The 21,148-nt window shown below is 36.1% G+C and carries 17 protein-coding genes; 7 read left to right on the forward strand and 10 right to left on the reverse strand.

The features are described from left to right. Nucleotides 1-39: 39 nt before the first annotated feature. Nucleotides 40-1,818 (reverse strand): ABC transporter ATP-binding protein/permease, encoded by a 1,779-nt coding sequence (locus Q5N69_RS13040; RefSeq protein WP_304369410.1) that lies wholly within the window; start codon nt 1,816-1,818, stop codon nt 40-42. A 215-nt stretch (nt 1,819-2,033) separates the two neighbouring features. On the opposite strand from Q5N69_RS13040, the gene Q5N69_RS13045 reads away from it, so the two are divergent. Beyond that, nucleotides 2,034-2,681 carry a DUF2937 family protein gene (locus Q5N69_RS13045; protein ID WP_304369411.1) on the forward strand — a complete coding sequence of 216 codons (648 nt, stop codon included), beginning with the start codon at nt 2,034-2,036 and terminating at the stop codon, nt 2,679-2,681. A 162-nt stretch (nt 2,682-2,843) separates the two neighbouring features. Here the strand turns inward: Q5N69_RS13045 and Q5N69_RS13050 are convergent, their stop codons facing one another. The 3 genes from Q5N69_RS13050 to pheS are packed head-to-tail and all read right to left on the reverse strand — an operon-like array spanning nt 2,844 to nt 6,529. Beyond that, nucleotides 2,844-3,134 carry an integration host factor subunit alpha gene (locus tag Q5N69_RS13050; protein WP_304369412.1) on the reverse strand — a complete coding sequence of 97 codons (291 nt, stop codon included), beginning with the start codon at nt 3,132-3,134 and terminating at the stop codon, nt 2,844-2,846. 3 nt (nt 3,135-3,137) lie between these two features. Beyond that, the gene (gene pheT, locus Q5N69_RS13055; protein WP_304369413.1) at nt 3,138-5,537 is read right to left on the reverse strand and encodes a phenylalanine--tRNA ligase subunit beta; all 2,400 of its coding nucleotides are present in this window, start codon (nt 5,535-5,537) and stop codon (nt 3,138-3,140) included. Nucleotides 5,538-5,548: 11 nt separating this feature from the next. Next, nucleotides 5,549-6,529, reverse strand: coding sequence for a phenylalanine--tRNA ligase subunit alpha (gene pheS / locus Q5N69_RS13060; RefSeq protein ID WP_304369415.1), 981 nt, complete (start codon nt 6,527-6,529; stop codon nt 5,549-5,551). Nucleotides 6,530-7,046: 517 nt separating this feature from the next. Between pheS and Q5N69_RS13065 the strand changes: the two genes are divergently transcribed. Further along, nucleotides 7,047-7,952 (forward strand): methyl-accepting chemotaxis protein, encoded by a 906-nt coding sequence (locus Q5N69_RS13065; protein WP_304369416.1) that lies wholly within the window; start codon nt 7,047-7,049, stop codon nt 7,950-7,952. Nucleotides 7,953-8,101: 149 nt separating this feature from the next. Here Q5N69_RS13065 and Q5N69_RS13070 read toward each other — a convergent pair whose 3' ends face one another. From Q5N69_RS13070 to thrS, 5 genes are all read right to left on the reverse strand, one after another. Beyond that, on the reverse strand, nt 8,102-9,205 hold the full coding sequence (locus Q5N69_RS13070) for a phosphoribosylaminoimidazolesuccinocarboxamide synthase (protein ID WP_304369417.1): 1,104 nt from the start codon (nt 9,203-9,205) through the stop codon (nt 8,102-8,104). Between the two features lie 149 nt (nt 9,206-9,354). After that, the gene (rplT, locus tag Q5N69_RS13075) at nt 9,355-9,711 is read right to left on the reverse strand and encodes a 50S ribosomal protein L20 (protein ID WP_076418046.1); all 357 of its coding nucleotides are present in this window, start codon (nt 9,709-9,711) and stop codon (nt 9,355-9,357) included. 15 nt (nt 9,712-9,726) lie between these two features. Beyond that, a complete protein-coding gene (gene rpmI / locus Q5N69_RS13080) occupies nt 9,727-9,921 on the reverse strand; it encodes a 50S ribosomal protein L35 (protein WP_304369418.1) in 195 nt (64 codons plus the stop codon). A gap of 171 nt (nt 9,922-10,092) precedes the next feature. Then, the gene (gene infC / locus Q5N69_RS13085) at nt 10,093-10,638 is read right to left on the reverse strand and encodes a translation initiation factor IF-3 (protein WP_304369419.1); all 546 of its coding nucleotides are present in this window, start codon (nt 10,636-10,638) and stop codon (nt 10,093-10,095) included. A gap of 77 nt (nt 10,639-10,715) precedes the next feature. Beyond that, nucleotides 10,716-12,626, reverse strand: coding sequence for a threonine--tRNA ligase (thrS, locus tag Q5N69_RS13090; RefSeq protein WP_304369420.1), 1,911 nt, complete (start codon nt 12,624-12,626; stop codon nt 10,716-10,718). Between the two features lie 259 nt (nt 12,627-12,885). Here thrS and Q5N69_RS13095 point away from each other — a divergent pair, with 259 nt between their 5' ends. Further along, on the forward strand, nt 12,886-13,626 hold the full coding sequence (locus tag Q5N69_RS13095) for an START domain-containing protein (RefSeq protein ID WP_304369421.1): 741 nt from the start codon (nt 12,886-12,888) through the stop codon (nt 13,624-13,626). Between the two features lie 131 nt (nt 13,627-13,757). On the opposite strand, the gene Q5N69_RS13100 is transcribed toward Q5N69_RS13095, so the two are convergent. Next, nucleotides 13,758-15,443 carry an NAD(P)/FAD-dependent oxidoreductase gene (locus Q5N69_RS13100; protein ID WP_304369422.1) on the reverse strand — a complete coding sequence of 562 codons (1,686 nt, stop codon included), beginning with the start codon at nt 15,441-15,443 and terminating at the stop codon, nt 13,758-13,760. 169 nt (nt 15,444-15,612) lie between these two features. On the opposite strand from Q5N69_RS13100, the gene fdxA reads away from it, so the two are divergent. From fdxA to Q5N69_RS13120, 4 genes are all read left to right on the forward strand, one after another. After that, on the forward strand, nt 15,613-15,948 hold the full coding sequence (gene fdxA / locus Q5N69_RS13105) for a ferredoxin FdxA (RefSeq protein ID WP_304369423.1): 336 nt from the start codon (nt 15,613-15,615) through the stop codon (nt 15,946-15,948). Between the two features lie 318 nt (nt 15,949-16,266). Then, complete coding sequence (locus Q5N69_RS13110; RefSeq protein ID WP_304369425.1) at nt 16,267-16,464, forward strand: CPXCG motif-containing cysteine-rich protein; 198 nt, start codon at nt 16,267-16,269, stop codon at nt 16,462-16,464. Nucleotides 16,465-17,059: 595 nt separating this feature from the next. Continuing rightward, a complete protein-coding gene (locus Q5N69_RS13115) occupies nt 17,060-19,261 on the forward strand; it encodes a YgiQ family radical SAM protein (protein ID WP_304369431.1) in 2,202 nt (733 codons plus the stop codon). Nucleotides 19,262-19,363: 102 nt separating this feature from the next. Continuing rightward, complete coding sequence (locus tag Q5N69_RS13120; protein ID WP_304369427.1) at nt 19,364-20,956, forward strand: ABC-F family ATPase; 1,593 nt, start codon at nt 19,364-19,366, stop codon at nt 20,954-20,956. The last annotated feature ends 192 nt before the right edge of the window (nt 20,957-21,148 follow it).

Genomic DNA, 21,148 nt, shown 5'->3' on the forward strand with positions numbered 1-21,148 from the left:
TTTGTATGGGTAGTTTTAGTAAACGTTAACTTTAATGAGTTAGCTCGATTGCTGTAGTTGCCACATTTTAAAGTAATGACCTTGTTTCTTGATAAGGGTTTGATGATCGCCCTCTTCTACAATTTCACCTTTGTTCATTACAATAATATTATCGGCATCAACTATGGTAGATAAGCGATGAGCAATAACCAAGCTGGTATGATCCTGAGCTACCGTTTGAATAGCTTTTAAGATAGCCTGCTCTGAATGACTATCTAAAGACGATGTTGCTTCATCGAACACTAAAATAGCAGGATTCTTTAATATGGTACGTGCAATTGCCACTCGTTGTTTCTCGCCGCCTGAAAGCTTTAAGCCTCTTTCTCCTACTTGGGTTTGAGTACCATCAGGTAAAGATTCGATAAAACCCGATAAATGAGATAATGCTATCGCTTTGTGAACTTCTTCATCTGTGGCATTAGTATTACCGTATTTTATGTTTTCAAATAACGTATCATTAAATAACACGGTATCTTGCGGCACTATGCCAATATTCTGTCTAAGGGAGTGTTGCCTGACTTGATCAACTGCTTGGCCATCAATCAAAATAGAACCTTGCGTTACATCATAAAATCTAAATAACAATTTAACGAGTGTTGATTTACCTGAACCACTTTCACCCACTACAGCGATTTTATGTCCTGGCTTTATCGAGAAAGAAATATTTTTGATAATAGGTCGTTTACTATCATAAGCAAATGAGACATTAGAAAACTGAACTTCTCCACCTTTTATCTCTAAATCTTTGGCGTTTTCAACATCAGTTACTTTGGGTTTCTTTAACAATAATCCAAACATGTGTTCAATGTTAGCTAATGAACCTTTAACTTCACGATAAACAAAACCAAGAAAGTTCAACGGTAAAAACAGCTGCATCATAAAAGCATTGATCAAAACAAAATCACCTAGTGTCATTTGCTCGTAGGTTACTTGATATGCTGCTAAACCTAACATTAAGGTCATAGACACAGAAATGATAATAGCTTGCCCACCGTTTAAGGCGAATAACGATAAACGATTTTTTGCTTTAGCTTTTTCCCAGTTTTCTAATTGACGATCGTAAGCATCAGCTTCATAAGATTCATTTGTAAAATATTTAACTGTTTCATAATTGAGTAAGCTGTCTATAGCACGAGTATTACTAGTAGAGTCGGCCTTATTTGCCTCTCTAATAAATTCAGTACGCCAGTTGGTTGCCTTAATAGAATAAAGAATATAGCAAGTAATTGAAGACGCTGTGATCAACGCAAACCATATACCGTAATTAAAAAATAGAATACCTACCACCATAATAATTTCTAATAAAGTAGGAATGATATTAAAAATCATAAAGCGCATTAAAAAGCTAAGACCTGAATTACCACGATCTATATCACGAGATAAACCACCCGTTTGGCGATCTAAATGAAAGCTCAAGTCGAGTTGATGCAGGTGATTAAAAACTTTTAAGCCGATACGTCTTATCGCTCGTTCAGTAACACGACCAAATAATGTATCGCGTATCTCAGCAAATAAAACAATGGAAAGTCGAATCAAACCATAAGCAGCAACCAACCCAAATGGTACTAGATACACTCGGTTTTCTTGTTGTTGATCTAATAAATCGACAATATCTTTTAAAATAAAAGGTAAATATACGCTAGCAACTTTAGTTAATACTAAACATAATAATGCAAAGCCAATACGTACTTTAAACTCCATAATATATGGCACTAGCATTTTAATTACTTGCCAGTTTATTTGAGTGACTTCACGATCGGTAAAACGAGTTGGACGCATGCTTAATTGACCTTCATTAATTGTGGGCTAACCATATAGTGTTTAACTTTCTAGTACAAACCCTTTAGAACATGAGCTACGTAGTGATTTTCAGCTTAAAGAAGTAAGTTATTATCAGAAACATATACGCAAAATGTAAATAACTTTATGTGTGCTCAAGCTTATGTTTATATAAATTCAATACTTGTTAACTATGGAATTTAGGAAACTTTTCTATGTTAAAAATATTATCGACATTATTTGATCGATGTTTGTTTACGTTAACCTTTATATTAGGTTTACAACTGCCTGAATTTATTCAGCAGTATTCACAAAGGTTATCAGGTCATTTAAATGAGGCTTTACTTCAATTAGGCGACTATCAAGAAATAGCTGACCGCCATTTTGACGGTAATTTAAAATTAATGGTAGACAAGTATTTAACTAACAGCGAACCTTCTATCAATGAAACAGCCCATGTCATTTCAAAAGTAACAGAGCGAGTAACAGATTTACAAAGTCATCTAACTAATTTACAAGATGCTGAATATATAAATCGTGTGTTTTATTTTATTACTGAGTTTGATGAATCTATGGCGCAAGCGACAATTCAACAATATCAACTCGCTATCCCTCTCAGTTTACATGCATTAATTAGCGGAACCTTATTTGCCTTATGTATTGTTATATTTATTCATCTCTCTCTTCGCACTTCTAAGAGTGTTTGTCGTAAAGCCTTTAAGAAAAAAGTAAAAGCCGAGTCAACGCAAAAAGTAATTAAACCCGTTAAATTAAAACCGGTAAAGTTAACTTCAAAAGATAAAAGCGATAAAGAGAAGTTAAAAATAACACCTAAGATTGGCGATATAAGTCATCTCAATTAACCGGACGAAATATTAGGATGTTAAAGGATAACTAGCTTCCTACCTAAGTTATCAAACTAACCGGCTAGTCCTTTAGATATTTTCACTTAAAGTATCTCAATTAATAATAGGCAACAAAAAAGGCTGCAAAGCAGCCTTTTATAAGTCAATTATAACGTATTACTAACCGTTACCGTTTTCAACTCGACTTTTTAATTTCTGACCCGGTCTAAATGTAACTACCTTACGAGCCGAGATTGGAATATCTTGACCTGTTTTAGGGTTTCTACCTGGACGTTCGCTTTTCACTCGCAGATCAAAATTTCCAAATCCTGAAAGTTTCACCTGCTCACCGCTTTCTAACGTCTCACGTATTTCTTCAAAAAATATTTCTACCATATCTTTTGCGTCGCGTTTGTTAAGACCGACTTTTTCATACAAATGTTCTGCTACTTCTGCTTTGGTAAGCGCCATTGCTCAATCCCTCAGTGATGCGTTTAATTGAGTTTCTAATGAATCAATCACTCTGTTAACAACATCCGAAATGTCTTTTTCTTCAAGTGTTTTATCATTATCTTGCAGTATAAGGGCTATTGCTAAGCTCTTTGAGCCTTCTTCAATGCTTTCGCCTCTGTATACATCGAACAAGTTTAGATCAATTAAATAATTTCCGCCAACCTTTTCAATAAGTTGTAACACATTTTTTGCGTCAACTTCTTCTTTTACCACTACAGCAATGTCTCGTCTGTTCGAAGGAAAGCGAGATATAGCGGCAGCTTCAGGAATTTTAGCTGTTAAAATTTCAGACAATAATAGTTCAAAAATTAATGTTTTACTGTTTAGACCTAATTTACGTTCTAATTCAGGATGTAAGGTACCAACATAGCCAACTAAAGTACCATTTCGGTAGATTCCAGCTGTTTGTCCTGGATGTAGCGCACTAACTTCAGCTTTTGAAAACTCGTAAGCAGAAGCATCAGCCGTCAATGAAAGTAGCGCTTCAACATCAGCTTTAATATCGTAAAAGTCAGTTGCAGCTTTTTCCATATCCCAATGTTCTTCATTACGTTGACCTGTAATAACACCGGCAATCATATTTTCTTGTCTTACGCCATTTTCAGCAGACTCGTCAGGAACAAAACGTAAACCAGTTTCAAATAAACGTAGTCTGTTTTGTTGACGGTTTTGGTTATAAGCAACTGATTGTAATAACCCAGTCCATAAGCTCAGACGCATTACTGACATTTCTGATGAAATAGGATGAGGTAATGTCATCACTTCTTGACCTGGGTGTAACAATGCTTGAACTTTAGGATCAACAAAACTGTAAGTTATAGCTTCTTGATAACCGCGGTTAACTAAAGCATTACGTAATTTACTTACACTCAAGTTAGCTTCTTTATTTGCACACATGCTTAATGTTGCTTTTGGCGATACATTAGGAATGTTATTGTAACCAAAAATACGAGCAACTTCTTCGATTAAGTCTACTTCAATTTTAATATCAAAACGGTATGCTGGAACAGTTACCTGCCATACGTCGTTTTCGAAAGAAATAGTGAAACCTAAACGCGTTAGAATATCAGCAACTTGTTCATCAGCAATATGATGACCAATACGAGAGTCTAATTTAACTCTACGTAGACTGATTTGCTTTTCTTGAGGGATATTTTCATCAGACTTAGCTTCAGTAATAGGACCTGCTTCACCACCAACAATTTCAAGTAATAATTCAGTCGCTCGGTTCATCGCATCAAGTTGTAACTGTGGATCTACACCACGCTCATAACGATGAGAAGCATCAGTGTGTAAACCATACTGACGAGCTTTACCTAAAATAGCTAACGGGCTAAAAAAAGCGCTTTCTAAAAAGATATTTTTAGACTCGATAGTAACACCTGAATTTAATCCACCAAAGATACCAGCCATTGCTAATGCTTTGTTGTCATCTGCGATAACTAAAGTTTCTGTTGAAAGCGTCACTTCATTTTCATCTAATAAAGTTAACTTTTCTTCGTTATTCGCGAAACGTACGTTAATGCCACCTTCGATTTTATCTAAATCAAAAGCATGCATTGGGTGACCTTGCTCTAATAAAACGTAGTTTGTTACATCAACTACAGGGTCTATTGAGCGAATACCACAACGTCTTAATTTTTCTACCATCCATAGCGGTGATTGAGCCGTTACGTCGATATTTTTAATAACACGGCCAAAATAACGCGGACATGCTTGTTCAGCTGATAATGTAATAGTTAGTTCATCAGTAATAACAGCAGCTATATCATTAATTTCAGGTTCAGTTACAGCTAAGCTATTTAGAACACCTACTTCACGTGCTAAACCTTTAAGACCTAAACAATCACCACGGTTAGCTGTTAAATCAACATCAATGGTTACATCGTCTAAATCAAGATATTCACGCACACATAAACCAATAGGTGCATCTTGAGCTAGCTCTAAAATACCATCAGAGCTTTCTGCTAAACCAATTTCTGATTCGCTACACAACATACCGTGTGATGGTACACCACGTAATTTAGCTTTTTTAATTTTAAAATTACCAGGTAATACAGCACCTACTGTAGCAACCGCGACTTTAAGACCTAAACGACAGTTTTTAGCACCACAAACAATATCAACTAACTCACCGTCGTTAAAATCTGGTCCTAAATTAATTTTTGTTACTTGTAATTTATCAGCATCAGGGTGTGGTCCACATTCAACCACTTCGCCAATAAGTACACCGGTAAATTCACCAGCTACAGGTTCAACAGCATCAACTTCTAAGCCAGCCATTGTAATTTGATGAGACAACTCATCTGAAGATAGAGCAGGATTCACCCACTCTCTTAACCATGATTCACTAAATTTCATTGTTGGCTTTCCTACTTGAACTGTTTTAAGAAGCGAAGATCGTTTTCAAAGAATGAACGTAAATCATTCACACCGTAGCGCAACATAGTTAAACGCTCTACCCCCATACCAAAGGCAAAGCCTGTGTATACTTCTGGGTCGATACCGGCCGATTTCAATACATTAGGGTGAACCATGCCACAGCCTAATACTTCTAACCATTTGCCATTCTTACCCATAATATCAACTTCTGCTGAAGGTTCTGTAAATGGGAAATAAGATGGGCGGAAACGGATTTCAACTTCTTCTTCAAAAAAGTGATGTAAGAAGTCGTGTAAAATACCTTTAAGATGAGTAAAGCTCACGTCTTTATCTACCATTAAACCTTCAACCTGATGGAACATAGGTGTATGAGTTTGATCGTAATCGTTACGGTATACTTTACCAGGAGAAATAATTCTTAATGGTGGAGCTTCTTTTTCCATTGTACGAATTTGTACACCTGAAGTTTGCGTACGTAACACAAGCTTAGGATTAAAATAGAAAGTATCGTGATCTTGTCTAGCAGGATGATGCTCAGGAATATTTAAAGCATCGAAGTTATGAAAGTCATCTTCTACTTCCGGACCTTCTTTAACAGAAAAGCCTAAGTCACCAAAAAAGCTTTCAATACGTTCGATAGTTCGCGTTACAGGATGAAGACCACCATTTTCGTTGCCTCTACCCGGTAAAGTCACATCAATAGACTCTGCAGCTAGTTTTTGCTTAATCACTTCAGCACGTAATAATTCACCACGCTCAGTTAGCAACTTTTGAACATGTTGCTTAGCTATGTTGATTACTTGTCCAGCTTTAGGTTTTTCTTCTTTTGGTAATTTACTTAGCCCTTTCATTTGCTCTGTAAATAAACCCTTTTTACCTAAAAAGTTAACTCGTACTTGATCTAGCGTAGCAGGATCGGTAGCAGCAGCAATTGCCTGTTCTGCCTGCAAGATAATATCGTCTAAATTCATGATTTCCTCTAAAGCACCTTACTTAAAAGTTAAGGCTTTGGGTAGACTAATTCGAATAATAAAATGGAGACTGATTCTACACAATTTGTACGAATAAATGTAGTGAAAAGAGCAGCTTTTAGCGATTAACTCTTTAATAATTCATCATTAACGAAAAGATACTGGTAAAACAAAACGAATCTGAGTAAATAAAGAATTTATATTTAAATAAACTATTCAGGCTAATCTAGTCTAAACTCAATACATAGCTCATTATATTAGGTGTGCTGATGATGCAAAAACTGAAATTAAGTTCTAGTTCTTACTCAATATTTTAAGCAAATCAATTTCAAAAAAGCTCCACAGATAAAACCTTTAACAATGTTTTAAGTAATTATTACTGGTTATATTTTCAAATACATAAGATTCACTTAATCATTAATATCAAGTAGTTATTAAGATTAATATTTCAATATACTTTTTGTTTTAATCAAAAGGTCTCGATGATAACAAACTGATAATTAATAATGGGTAAAACATGTTCTCTTTTTTAAACAAACAAAAACTCTCTGATAATGAAACCGCTATTGATAAAACAGAACTAGAACGTTTAAAGGTTAAGGCAGCGATGGTTGATGAATTACTAAGAAACAATTGTCATCAAAAACTATCGGCATTAACTTCTAGCTCTCAACTCATCAGTAGCAATACTTCTAATCAATTAAATTATATTGAAAGCAGTTTTGGCCAAATGAATGAACTGGCAGATCAAGCTAATATTATTGCTGACTTGTCTCAAACGTCTGTTGCTTCAGCAAAAGAAACCTCTTCTAAAAGCGCGATGAGTCTTGAACAACTTAAAAGTTTATCGGCAAAAATATCAACTGCAGAAAAAAACATCTCGGCTTTTACTAAGCTATTAGAAGGTTTAACCAATAATAACAAAACCATTTCAGTTTCTTTAGAAGCAATCAAGAGTATTGCTAGTCAAACCAACTTGCTAGCATTGAATGCAGCGATTGAAGCCGCGCGAGCTGGAGAACATGGACGTGGATTTGCTGTAGTAGCAGATGAAGTAAGAGCATTAGCCAGTATATCAAACGAATCAGCAGAACAAATTCATGAAGGTATGGGGAAAATTATGGGTATCTCTGACGATATTATTTCCCAACAAAAAATTGTTGTAGATAGTATTGAAGAAAGTTTGCAAATTTCTTCAAGTATTGAGTCTGAACTAAACAGTGTATGTTCACATTCACAAGAAAGCAGTGCTGCGGCAGAAGCAGTGATAGAACAAATTCAAGGGCAATTAGGACAAACGAATCAAATACTTGAAAGCTTTACTAACCTAGTAAATGAGTCTGAAGATGCCATTGATAACTCCAGTTCTAACCTAGCGTTAACTGAAGATTTATTGTTGAGTTTACAACCGTTGAAAAGTTAGTTGCTTAATGCTTGCTAAATAGTATTGGTAGAATGTCGATTACATAAACTTTAAAATGCATTTAAAGATGAACCCAATAAAAAACCACAGTGTGATAACTGTGGTTTTTGTATTTTCAAGCAAGCTAATTCAGCCAATCGATGGGTTAATTAGTCAATCAATTGATATTCTGCTTTTAAAATATCAATAATCTCTTGTTTAGGATTATCAGAAATAACAATTTTACTCTTTGTTATTTTTTCTGCTATCGCAATATAAGTTTCTGAAACAGCCATTAACACTGACTCTGGTAATTCATTGTCTCTTGCTAACGCTTCTCTTTCTGGCATTCTTTCTTTGTTTAGAAGAATGTCAGGATCTGGGAAGTAGTTTAATAATAATTGGCGAAATCCCTCTTTTGAGTTTTCAACAATTTTTCCTTCACTGTATTGCTCTGCATCCCAAATACGAGATGAATCAGGTGTGCCAACTTCATCCATATAAATGAGCTTTTCATTACCCGCTTTATCTTTTACATAACCAAACTCAAACTTAGTATCAACAAACACTTGATAAATTTCAGCTAATGCATCAGAAATAACATTAAAACCTTCTGTTAATAATTTCTCGTACAAGCTTATATCGCTCGTTGATTTGAAATTAAAAGCTTCAAAATTGTCCACTATGTTTTTACGAGTAATATTTACGTCATCAGCTTCAGGTACGTCTGGAATACCTTTTAAAATACCTTTGGTTGAAGGTGTTTGCAGTAATTCAGGTAATTTAGAATCTTTTTGTAAGCCTTCAGGTAAGTTAATACCACAAAATTCACGTTCACCTTTACTGTAAGAACGCCACATTGAACCGGTAATATATTGACGACAAATCGCTTCAATCATAACGGGCTTAGCTTTTTGAACAATCCATACGAAAGGATGTGGAATATCTAAAATATGACTATCCGCTAATCCCTTATCTTTAAATAATTGGAACCAATGGTTTGAAATTGCATTTAAAGCAGCACCTTTACCAGGAACACCTTTTAAGCCACCCTCACCTTTCCAAATACAATCGAATGCTGAAATACGGTCACTGATCACCATAATAGCTAATGCAGTATCTTCTGCTACATCGTAGCCTTTTTCTTTAATTAAACGTTTGCTATCAGCTTCTGTTAACCAATAAACTGATCGTACTTTACCGCTATGTACCGGAGCATCTGTACGAATAGGTAAATCGTTATTCACTGCTAAAACTTTATCAGCAAGACCCATGGCAATACATCCTTCATAAATTAAATAATTGTAGCGAATGTTATCTTCACTTAAGAGATAACATTTGCTAAAACTATTATTTACTAATCATTTAACAGAATAGAAAAAGGACGCACTAGGCGTCCTTTATACTAAACAATATTTCAATCTTAAACTAAAGAAGCTTTCGCTTTTTCAACTAAGAATGTAAATGCTGCTTTGTCGTATACTGCAATGTCAGCTAGGATCTTACGATCGATTTCAATAGCAGCCTTTTTAAGACCATTAATGAAACGGCTGTAAGATAAACCATTTTGACGAGCTGCTGCGTTAATACGAGCAATCCAAAGTTGACGGAATTGACGCTTACGTTGACGACGGTCACGGTATGCGTATTGGCCAGCTTTAGTTACGGCTTGGAAAGCAACGCGATAAACGCGACTACGAGCACCGTAGTAACCTTTAGCTTGCTTTAGAACCTTCTTATGACGTGCACGTGCTTGTACACCACGTTTTACTCTTGCCATTTTCTATATCTCCTATTAACCGTGACGTAAAAGTTTTTTAACTGATTTAATATCAGAAGCAGCGATCATGCATTTAGCACGCAAATGACGCTTAACTTTAGTACGGCGCTTAGTCAGAATATGACGAAGACCAGCTTGTTTGAACTTGTAACCTGTAGCTGTTTTTTTAAAGCGCTTTGCAGCACCTTTATTGGTTTTCATTTTAGGCATTATATATAACTCCGCATTGGGATGCCAAATTTAAGCAATCTAGGCGAAAACTCATGGCCTAATTTTACAATTAGGATGTTAATTTTACTTGTAAGCCTATATTACCAGTTTTCGATAATAGTGGTGAATAAGTTAGCAAGCTAACGTATTACTTTAACTACCAGTTATTATCTATTTTTTAGGGGCTAAGACCATCACCATTTGACGCCCTTCCGCTCTACGAGGGAAAAACTCAACTACTGTTAGTTCTGCTAAGTCGTTTTTAACGCGAGTTAACAAATCTAAGCCTAGTTCTTGGTGGGCCATTTCACGACCGCGGAAACGTAATGTTACCTTGATCTTGTCGCCGTCCTCTAAAAAGCGCTTCAGGCTGCGTAGTTTTACCTGATAGTCGCCTTCATCTGTACCAGGTCGGAATTTAATTTCCTTAACCTGTATTTGTTTTTGCTTTTTACGAGCTTCTTTTTGTTCTTTGGCTTTTTCATACAAGAACTTACCGTAATCCATCACTCGACAAACTGGCGGTTGTGCCGTTGGGCTGATTTCTACTAAATCAACGCCTGCTTCGATAGATTGATTCATTGCTTCATCTAGAGTAACTATCCCTCCAGGTTCGCCATCATAACGGATCAAACGTACTTCAGTACCTGTAATTAATTCATTCAAACGATGAGCTGGCTCTTTTTGCCCGCCTCGTTGACCACCTTTAATAGCCATGTTCCTCCAAAGAACTTTGTTCCCATATTTTATTACTGAATTGTAATATATGGATTATAAAATATTGTTATGCCCGTTTATACTCGAGTATTAACTTCTTCTGTTATTTTCCCGATAAAACTATCAACAGACATTGTACCTAAATCTTCACCACTTCGAGTTCGTATAGCGATTTCGCCAGATTCCATTTCTTTGTCACCAACAACTAACAAATATGGAACACGCTTCAAAGTGTGCTCGCGGATTTTAAAGCCTATCTTCTCATTTCTCAAGTCTAGTTTTGCTCTAAATCCACTTTCTTTCAATTTTTTTACTACTTTTTCGCAATATTCGCTCTGTTTGTCCGTAATATTCATTACAGTGACTTGATTTGGCGATAACCACGTTGGAAATTTACCTGTGTACTCTTCTATCAAAATTCCGATAAAACGTTCTAAAGATCCTAAAATAGCACGATGAATCATTACTGGTGTGTAACGTTCATTATCTTCACCAACATAAGTTGCGCCTAAACGCTCTGGTAAAGCAAAATCTAGTTGAACTGTACCACATTGCCAGTTACGACCTAAGCAATCGAGTAGAGTAAATTCAATTTTAGGACCATAAAAAGCACCTTCACCTGGAAGATACTCAAAATTGATACCTAAATCAGTTAAAGCTTGCGCTAAACCTTGTTCAGCTTTATCCCATATTTCGTCGCTACCAATACGTTTTTCAGGACGCGTTGATAATTTAACGATAATATCTTCAAAACCAAATGATTTATATACATCATAGACCATTTCAATACATTTGCTTACTTCTGCTTGAACTTGATCTTCTGTACAGAAAATATGTGCATCATCTTGAGTAAAACCACGTACGCGCATTAACCCATGTAAAGAACCTGATGGTTCGTTACGATGACAACAACCAAACTCAGCCATACGTAATGGCAAATCACGGTAAGATTTTAAACCTTGATTAAATATTTGTACATGACCAGGACAGTTCATTGGTTTTATAGCATATTCACGCTTCTCAGACGTTGTTGTGAACATGTTTTCTGCATACTTATCCCAATGCCCTGATTTTTCCCAAAGCACGCGATCCATCATTAATGGACCTTTAACTTCGTCATAATCATATTCATGAAGTTTTTCACGAATGAATTTTTCTAATTCTGTATATATAGTCCAACCATCGTTGTGCCAAAACACCATTCCTGGTGCTTCTTCTTGCCAATGGAATAGATCTAACGTTTTACCGATTTTACGATGATCTCGTTTCTCAGCTTCTGCTAAACGTTGAATATATGCTTTAAGTTGTTTTTTATCAGCCCATGCTGTTCCGTAAATACGTTGCAACATTTTATTTTCTGAATTACCACGCCAGTAAGCGCCGGCAACTTTCATTAATTTAAAATGATGACAATGACGCATACTTGGTACATGAGGACCACGACACATGTCTGTGTATTCAAGATGATGGTATAAAGCCGGTGTATCAGACTTATCAATGTTTTCATCAAGAATTTCTAACTTGTATGTTTCACCGCGCTCAGTAAATGCATCGTAAGCATCTTGCCAAGTGCCAGTTTTTTTAACAACTTCGTAACCAGTTCTTGCTAATTCAGTCATACGCTTTTCAAGCTTAACTAAATCGTCTTCTGTGATAGATTCTTCTAGATCAACATCGTAATAAAAGCCGTTATCAATAGTAGGACCAATCGCCATTTTAGTATTTGGCCATAATTGCTTAATAGCATGACCTAATAAATGGGCAGTTGAATGGCGAATAATTTCAAGCCCTTCACTGTCTTTACTGGTAATTAATTGTAATGATGCATCGTTTTCAATTAATTCACACGCATCGACAAGTTTACCGTCGATACGTCCTGCGATTGTTGCTTTTGCTAAACCTGGGCCGATATCTAATGCAACATCCATTATAGATACTGCTTTATCGAAAGAACGCTGAGAACCGTCAGGAAGAGTTATTACTGGCATGAAATATCCTTTATACAGTGGCGACACACACTAAGTGCCGCTTGCTTTAGTTTCATACTAACCCCCAATAATTTGTTATAGAGGCTGGTATTATCAATGTTATTATTTGTAGACACCGTTTTATTGAATAATCGTTATTAAATAAAACCCTATCTTGCTAAATCTTTTGCTTTATTCCAACGAAGGAATAAATGAGCACGGGAATATAGTGTAATATGGCCGTAATTGCAATAAATATAAGGTTTTTGATATTAAAACAGTGAATAAAAATGCCGTAGATAACACATATTCATTAGTATACTTTTGTATCTATATTTCTTTAGTGTTAACAGCATTATTTCCTTTGTCTAGTTCAGCTATTCAATCAGATATATCGAATACAGAATTGTTGAACAAAAATGTATTGAATGATCACTTATGGAAAACCTGGAAACAAACTCACAATATTCATGTGGCATATCATAAATCTAATAATAGCCCGTTAATTGAAATAAAAGTTAACGCGACAATGCAATCAAGCTTGTCTGGATTTTTATTATTTATTCAAGACACAAAAAATATGCCTATTTGGTTAGATAATGCAGAATCAAGTAAAGTGCTCGAACATATATCTGCTCAAGAAAATATTTTTGTTGTTAACTTTAAGAGTTTTTGGCCCGTATCAGAGCGCTATATGATAATTAATTCACGCCATTGGCAGAATGATGATTTATCTGTAGAGATACAGGTAGAAGATATAGATGATAAAATCTATTTACAAAACAACATGATAAAAATGGAAGTAATCAAAGCTCATTGGCTTATTGAACCTGCGGATAATGGTAATATTAATGTTACTTACACTGTGATTGCTGATCCTAAAGGCATCATTCCACGCTGGATAGTGAAACGTATTTCTTTAAATAGTTTGTGGAACACCATGCACGATATGTCTGAACAACTGCCTTTATCAAATTGGCAAACACTTACCCTGCCTTATATTGTAGCAAAACAACACTAATAGAAAACAAACTAATACGATGAAATGTGAAAATAAAGCAATAAAAAAGCCTAGTGTTCAAGAAGAACAATAGGCTTATATTTATGATGTTAAATCATCTAATCGTTTAACTAAACATCTAACAGGCTGAGTTACTTATTTAACATACTCAACGCAATAGCTTCAGCGACTTTAATACCGTCAATACCTGCAGATAAAATACCACCGGCATATCCAGCACCTTCACCTGCTGGGTATAAACCATTAACATTTAAGCTTTCTAAACTGTCTTTGTTACGTGTTATTTGAATAGGCGATGAAGTGCGTGTTTCAACTGCAGTTAATGTAGCGTGTTCCATAGCAAAACCTTTTATTTTCTTTTCAAAAGCAGGTAAGGCTTCACGAATAGCTTCAATTGCGTACGGAGGTAACGTTTCGCTTAAATCACAATAAGTCACACCTGGTTTGTAAGATGGTTCAACACTACCATGTTCACCAGACTTTCTGCCTGCTAAAAAGTCACCTACTAATTGCACTGGCGCGCTGTAGTTCTCACCACCTAGTTTATAAGCAAATTCTTCAAGTCGTCTTTGTAGGTCGACTCCCGCTAAAATATTATCGCTTTCATCAGTATCGCTACCATAAGAGAAATCTTTAGGGTCGATACCAACAACAATCGCACTGTTCGCATTTCGTTCATGACGAGAGTACTGACTCATACCATTCGTTACTAAACGCCCTTCTTCTGATGCTGCGGCTACAACAGTTCCACCTGGACACATACAAAAACTGTAAACAGAACGACCATTTTTACAATGATGCACTAATTTATAATCGGCTGAGCCTAAAATAGGATGGCCTGCATTTTTACCAAATCGCGCGTCATCAATAACTGATTGTTCATGTTCAATTCTAAAGCCAATAGAAAATGGCTTAGCCACCATATAAACATCTTTATCATTTAACATTTTAAAAGTATCGCGAGCACTATGCCCAACAGCCAAAGCTACATGTTGAGTTTTTATGATCTCTCCAGTAGCAAGCTTTACGCCTACAACCTTGCGATCGGCTTCAATACTTTCATTAGTATCAGTTTTTGTTTCACTTGTATTTGCTTCACAGTCTTCAAATAAAATATCGTCAACACGCTGGCTAAATCTAATTTCACCGCCAAGCTCGATAATTTTTGCACGCATTTTCTCAATCATAGTCACAAGTTTGAATGTACCGATATGCGGCTTACTTACGTATAAAATTTCTTCGGGTGCGCCTGCTTCAACAAACTCGTTTAGTACTTTGCGACTGTAGTGTTTTGGATCTTTAACTTGGCTATAGAGTTTGCCATCCGAAAAAGTACCCGCTCCGCCTTCGCCAAATTGAACATTTGATTCAGTGTTTAATATCTTTTTACGCCAAAAACCGAATGTATCTTTGGTACGTTCACGCACTTCTTTACCGCGTTCTAAAATAATCGGTTTAAAGCCCATCTGAGCTAAAACTAAACCTATGAATAATCCACACGGACCAAAACCAATAACAACTGGTCTTTGTTCTACAACCTCAGGAGCTTTACCAACAAAATAGTAATTAGTATCAGGACTTGTTTTAACGTTGTTATCGTCTGCGAACTGTTCAAGTAATTGTTCATCAACCGTGGTTTCAACATCTATGGTATACATTAAAATAATGGTATTTTTTCTACGTGCATCGTAACCGCGTTTAAATACATTAAAACTGACTAATTGCTCAGCGCTAATAGAAAGCTTTTGCAAAATAGCTTGTTCTAATTCTTCAGGTTGGTGATTGAGATCTAACTTAAGGTTGGTCAAACGAAGCATAAAATTTCCAAAACTACATACCCAGACGGGAAAATAACAACTAATTCTCGCTATTTTACCCCAAGACCTTGGCGATACCAATCGAATTAATGAAATCAGCAATTGAATTTGTTTATGTTCAAGGTATGATCGCCTGAAAATATTTCGTCTGATTAATATAGGGTAAATTGTGGCATTTGTAGTAACTGATAATTGTATAAAATGTAAATATACTGATTGTGTGGCTGTATGTCCGGTTGATGCTTTTTATGAAGGTCCTAATTTTTTAGCTATTAATCCTGATGATTGTATTGATTGCGATTTGTGTCCTGTTGAATGTCCAGCCGAGGCAATCTTCCAAGAAGATGAAGTACCTGAAGATCAAAGAAACTTTATTGAACTCAATGCTGAACTGTCACAAGTTTGGCCTAGAATAACAGAAGTAAAAGCTCCTCCAACTGATGCGAAAGAATGGGATGGTGTTCCGAACAAAATAGAACATTTACTTATTGAAGATGAAAGCTAGAAATACGTTATAAAGATCAAGCTTTAAATCTAAAACCTTGAATAGTTAGCTTTTATATTAATAATTAGATTTTAGCCTTTTATTTTTTAGGTAAAAATATAGTAAGTGTCTACATTAAACCTATTTAACACTGAAAACTTAAAGCTCTCCTTACAAAATATAAATCCCCTTAACCTTTAGTAGCTTAGTTAAACTGAGCTAGTTTCCTCGTGTATTTTATTAAATTTGGTTCATACTCAATGATAAGACTGATTTAGCAGCACAGAAAGCAGGACGATAGTATTTAAGGAAGTAATCACAACAAGTCGAGGAGTTACCATGCCCCAAGATATCACCAATAAACGTATTAGTTGCCCACATTGCGGCCATTACTTACATGTTTCCTTAGATACATCAGGAGGTGACCAAGACTACTATGATGAATGTCCCTCATGCTATAAAGATATTCACTTCAATTTACATATTGATGAATACCATCAAAAGATACAGCTAGCTGTTGATAGTGACGACAGATAGCTTAAACAATCAAATTCACTTATCTATATATTTCAGATTGTTTATTTAATTAAACAAAGCTATTTCTTACCTATGAATTAACTCGTGTTAAATTTTACCCTAATTATTAAATAATCTCAGCTCGTAGCTATTTTACCCAATAATGCTATTTAAGCCCCTATCTAGGTTGCTCGCATAGAAAGTACTTGGTTTTTACCGGGAATAGAAACACCCACTTTTACACTCACTAGCCAGCTATTGGTTTCTATAAATTCTTTGATAATCACATAAATTTCATCATTGAGAGAGAATTAAGACATTTTTATTTTCTTAATCGAGATAAAGATAAACGCTACTTTAGTAAATAAGTGAGTTATTAAATCCATTAACTCGAGTTGAGGATAAATAATCCACTTTAATCACCAAAAAGCCCTCTAAATATTGTAAAGCAATTCCTATTTAATCGGGCACTAGGTATAATTGCGCCAAAGTTTGCCCAAGTATAACTAAGAGTTGCAACGTGAAGTCTACTGACAGAGTTACCCAAACGAATAAACTATTATTCGATTACCCAAAATACTGGGCTGAATGCTACGGCACAGCTCCATTTTTACCTATGTCTCGTGCAGAAATGGACGTTTTAGGCTGGGATAGTTGCGACATTATTATTGTTACCGGCGATGCCTATGTTGATCATCCAAGCTTTGGTATGGCTATTATTGGTCGTATGTTAGAAGCACAAGGATTCCGTGTCGGTATAATTGCCCAACCTGATTGGAGCTCAAAAGACGCTTTCATGGAATTAGGTCAACCCAATTTATTCTTTGGTGTTACCTCAGGCAACATGGATTCAATGATCAACCGTTATACAGCTGAGCGTAGAATACGTCACGACGATGCTTACACCCCGAATGATGAAGGTGGTAAAAGACCAGATCGTGCAGTAAACGTTTATACCCAACGTTGTAAAGAGGCATATAAAGGTGTACCAGTTATTATTGGTGGTATTGAAGCCAGCTTACGTCGTGTAGCTCATTACGACTATTGGTCAGACAAAGTACGCCGCTCAGTATTATTTGATTCAAAAGCAGATTTGTTAATATACGGTAATGCTGAACGCCCTCTTATCGAAATCGCTCATAGAATTGCAAATGGCGAAGAAGCCAAAAGCATTACTGATGTGAGAGGTAGTGCATTTTTAGCTAAGCACGCTCTACCCGGCTGGGAAGGCATTGACTCTAGAAACATAGACAAGCCAGGCAAAATCGATCCAATTTATAGCCCTTATCAAGACATGACTGAAAGTAGCTGCGAAACAAATAGTGCTGAAGCAGCTGAAAATGATAAAAACTCAGCGTTAGCAACAGACGTCACTAAATCGCCGCAAGTTATTGAGATAAAAGAATACCAAAACAAAAGTTGGAAAGATAAATTAAAACCTTGGGAAACCACTTATATTAATTTACCAACATACGAGCAAGTACGTGATAACAAAATGTTATATGCGCATGCTTCTCGAATTTTCCATCAAGAAGTTAACCCAACATCAGCTAAACCATTAGTGCAAAGTCATGGTGATCGAATTATTTGGTTGAACCCACCTGCTCAGCCGTTATCTGAAGCAGAAATGGACAGCGTTTTTGATTTAAATTATCAACGTGTACCACACCCTAGTTACGGTAAAGCAAAAATACCAGCTTACGACATGATCAAAACGTCTATCAACATAATGCGTGGTTGTTTTGGTGGTTGTACATTCTGTTCAATTACAGAGCATGAAGGTCGTATTATTCAAAGTCGTTCAGAAGAATCTATCTTAAATGAGATTGAAGACATAAAACTTAAAGTTCCTGGTTTTACTGGCGTAATATCTGATCTTGGTGGTCCAACAGCCAACATGTACAAGCTACGTTGTAAAAGTGAAAAAGCAGAAGCGACATGTCGTAAACCTTCTTGTGTATGGCCAACCATTTGTGGTCATTTAGATACCGACCAAACACCTACCGTGGAGCTATACCGTAAAGCTCGTAAAATACCAGGTATTAAGAAAGTATTAATCGCCTCAGGGGTTCGATACGACTTAGCGATTGAGTCGCCAGAATACGTAAAAGAGCTAGCAACACATCACGTTGGCGGTTACTTAAAAATAGCACCAGAACATACCGAAGAAGGCCCATTAAACAAAATGATGAAGCCTGGTATGGGCAGCTACGACAAGTTTAAAGAAATGTTTGATCATTACTCTAAACTTGCCGGTAAAAAGCAATACTTGATCCCTTACTTTATTTCAGCGCATCCAGGCACAACCAATAAAGACATGGTAAACCTAGCGTTATGGTTAAAAGAAAACGACTTTAAATTAGACCAAGTACAAAACTTTTACCCGTCTCCATTAGCAAATGCGACAACGTTATACCATACAGAAATTGACTCACTGAAAAATGTTAGAAAAAACAGTGAGAAAGTAAACGTACCTAAAGGCACTATTCAACGTCGTTTGCATAAAGCCATATTGCGTTATCATGATCCAGCTAACTGGCCGATGATCAGAGAAGAACTCACAAAAATGGGGCTAAGAAAGCTTATTGGTTCTGGACCTACCTGCTTAGTACCTGCAGAAACTCGTGGTGAATTGAATAAACAACACTACAAAAATAATGGTAAAGGTAAGAACAACTCTACCGGTAAGAAAACATCGCCTGGACAAACTAGAGCTTACGGGAAAAAACCAAAACCAGCAGGAAAAGGTAAACAAGGTTTAACGCGTTTTTCTGAGAATCAGTTTAACGACCGTAAACCAAAGAATAAAAAACCTTAGAAGTAACTAATTAATAAATCTCTAATTTAATAACCATACGTTTTATTTTTAACTATTAAATAAAACGTATGTAAAAATTTTTAATTGAAGGAAGAATAAAACGTGTTAGCCGCAAACAACATCACCCAACAATTTGGTGCAAAACCTCTTTTCGAAAACATCTCACAAAAATTTGGTGGCGGTAATCGCTACGGTTTAATTGGCGCCAATGGTTGTGGTAAATCTACCTTTATGAAAATACTAGGTGGCGATTTAGAGCAAACATCTGGCAACGTAAGTTTAGATCCAAACGAACGTATTGGTAAATTACGCCAAGACCAGTTTGGTTTTGAAGAGTTTTCTGTGGTTGATACGGTTATTATGGGCCATACAGAGTTATGGGCAGTTAAAGAAGAACGTGACCGCATATATGCTTTACCAGAAATGAGTGAAGAAGAAGGTATGCGCGTTGGTGATTTAGAATCTGAATATGCTGAGATGGACGGTTACAGCGCAGAAAGTCGTGCTGGTGAACTTCTTATGGGCGTTGGTATTCCTGTTGATCAACATTATGGCTTAATGAGTGAAGTAGCTCCTGGTTGGAAACTTCGTGTTCTACTAGCCCAAGCACTTTTCTCTAACCCTGATATTTTATTACTCGATGAACCAACCAACAACTTGGATATTCATACCATTCAATGGTTAGAAGAAACCTTGAACGAACGTGATTCAACCATGATAATCATTTCGCATGATAGACATTTTTTAAACTCTGTTTGTACACACATGGCCGATTTAGATTACGGTGAATTAAACGTATTCCCAGGTAATTACGATGAATACATGCTGGCTTCTACACAAGCTAGAGCACAATTAATTGCCGATAACGCCAAGAAAAAAGCGCAAATTGGTGAGCTTCAAGCTTTCGTTGCTCGTTTCTCGGCAAATGCTTCAAAAGCAAAACAAGCGACTTCTCGTGCTAAGCAAATTGATAAAATTCAATTGGCTGACGTTAAAGCTTCTAGCCGTGTGAACCCTTTTATTCGTTTCGAACAAGAAAAGAAATTATTCAGAAATGCTCTAGTACTTGAAAACGTGAACAAAAGTTTTGATAGCAATCATGTACTAAAAGATTTATCTATGATGATAGAGGTAGGTGAACGTGTTGCAGTTATTGGTGAAAACGGCGTGGGTAAAACAACCTTTTTACGTATGCTAATGAATGATGCTGGCTATGCAAATGACACAGGTGAGTTAACTTGGTCAGAAAACGTGAACATTGGTTACTACGCACAAGACCATGCTCACGAATTTGAAACTGACATGACTTTATTTGAATGGATGAGCCAATGGCGTCAGCCTACAGACGACGAACAAGCAGTTCGCGGTTACTTAGGTCGCTTGTTGTTTTCTGCTGATGATATTAAAAAGTCGGTTAAAGTACTTTCTGGTGGAGAACAAGGCCGTATGTTATTTGGAAAAATAATGATGCAAAAGCCTAACATTCTTGTAATGGATGAACCAACTAACCACATGGATATGGAGTCAATTGAATCGTTAAATATGGCGATGGAGCAATTTGAAGGTACCATTATTTTTGTGAGTCATGACCGTGAATTTGTTTCAAGTATAGCAACACGTATTGTTGAACTTAAAGAAAATAGCTACAGCGACTTTGCTGGCACTTACAATGAGTACTTAGCGTCTCAAGTATAAGTTTTATCACTTAAAAAGAATGTTTAAAAAAGACTTTAACTCGCAAGGGTTAAAGTCTTTTTAGTTTTTAAAGTGAGATTCTAAAGTTAAGATTTAGACCAATTTAATTAAAGGTTGCTCTAATACCCTTCTGTTATTTCATTCATCTATTTGTTCAAATACTCCTTGATAGATATCTCAATAGAATGCAAG

This window comes from Pseudocolwellia sp. AS88, assembly GCF_030551755.1.
In the GTDB taxonomy this organism is placed as follows: domain Bacteria; phylum Pseudomonadota; class Gammaproteobacteria; order Enterobacterales; family Alteromonadaceae; genus Pseudocolwellia.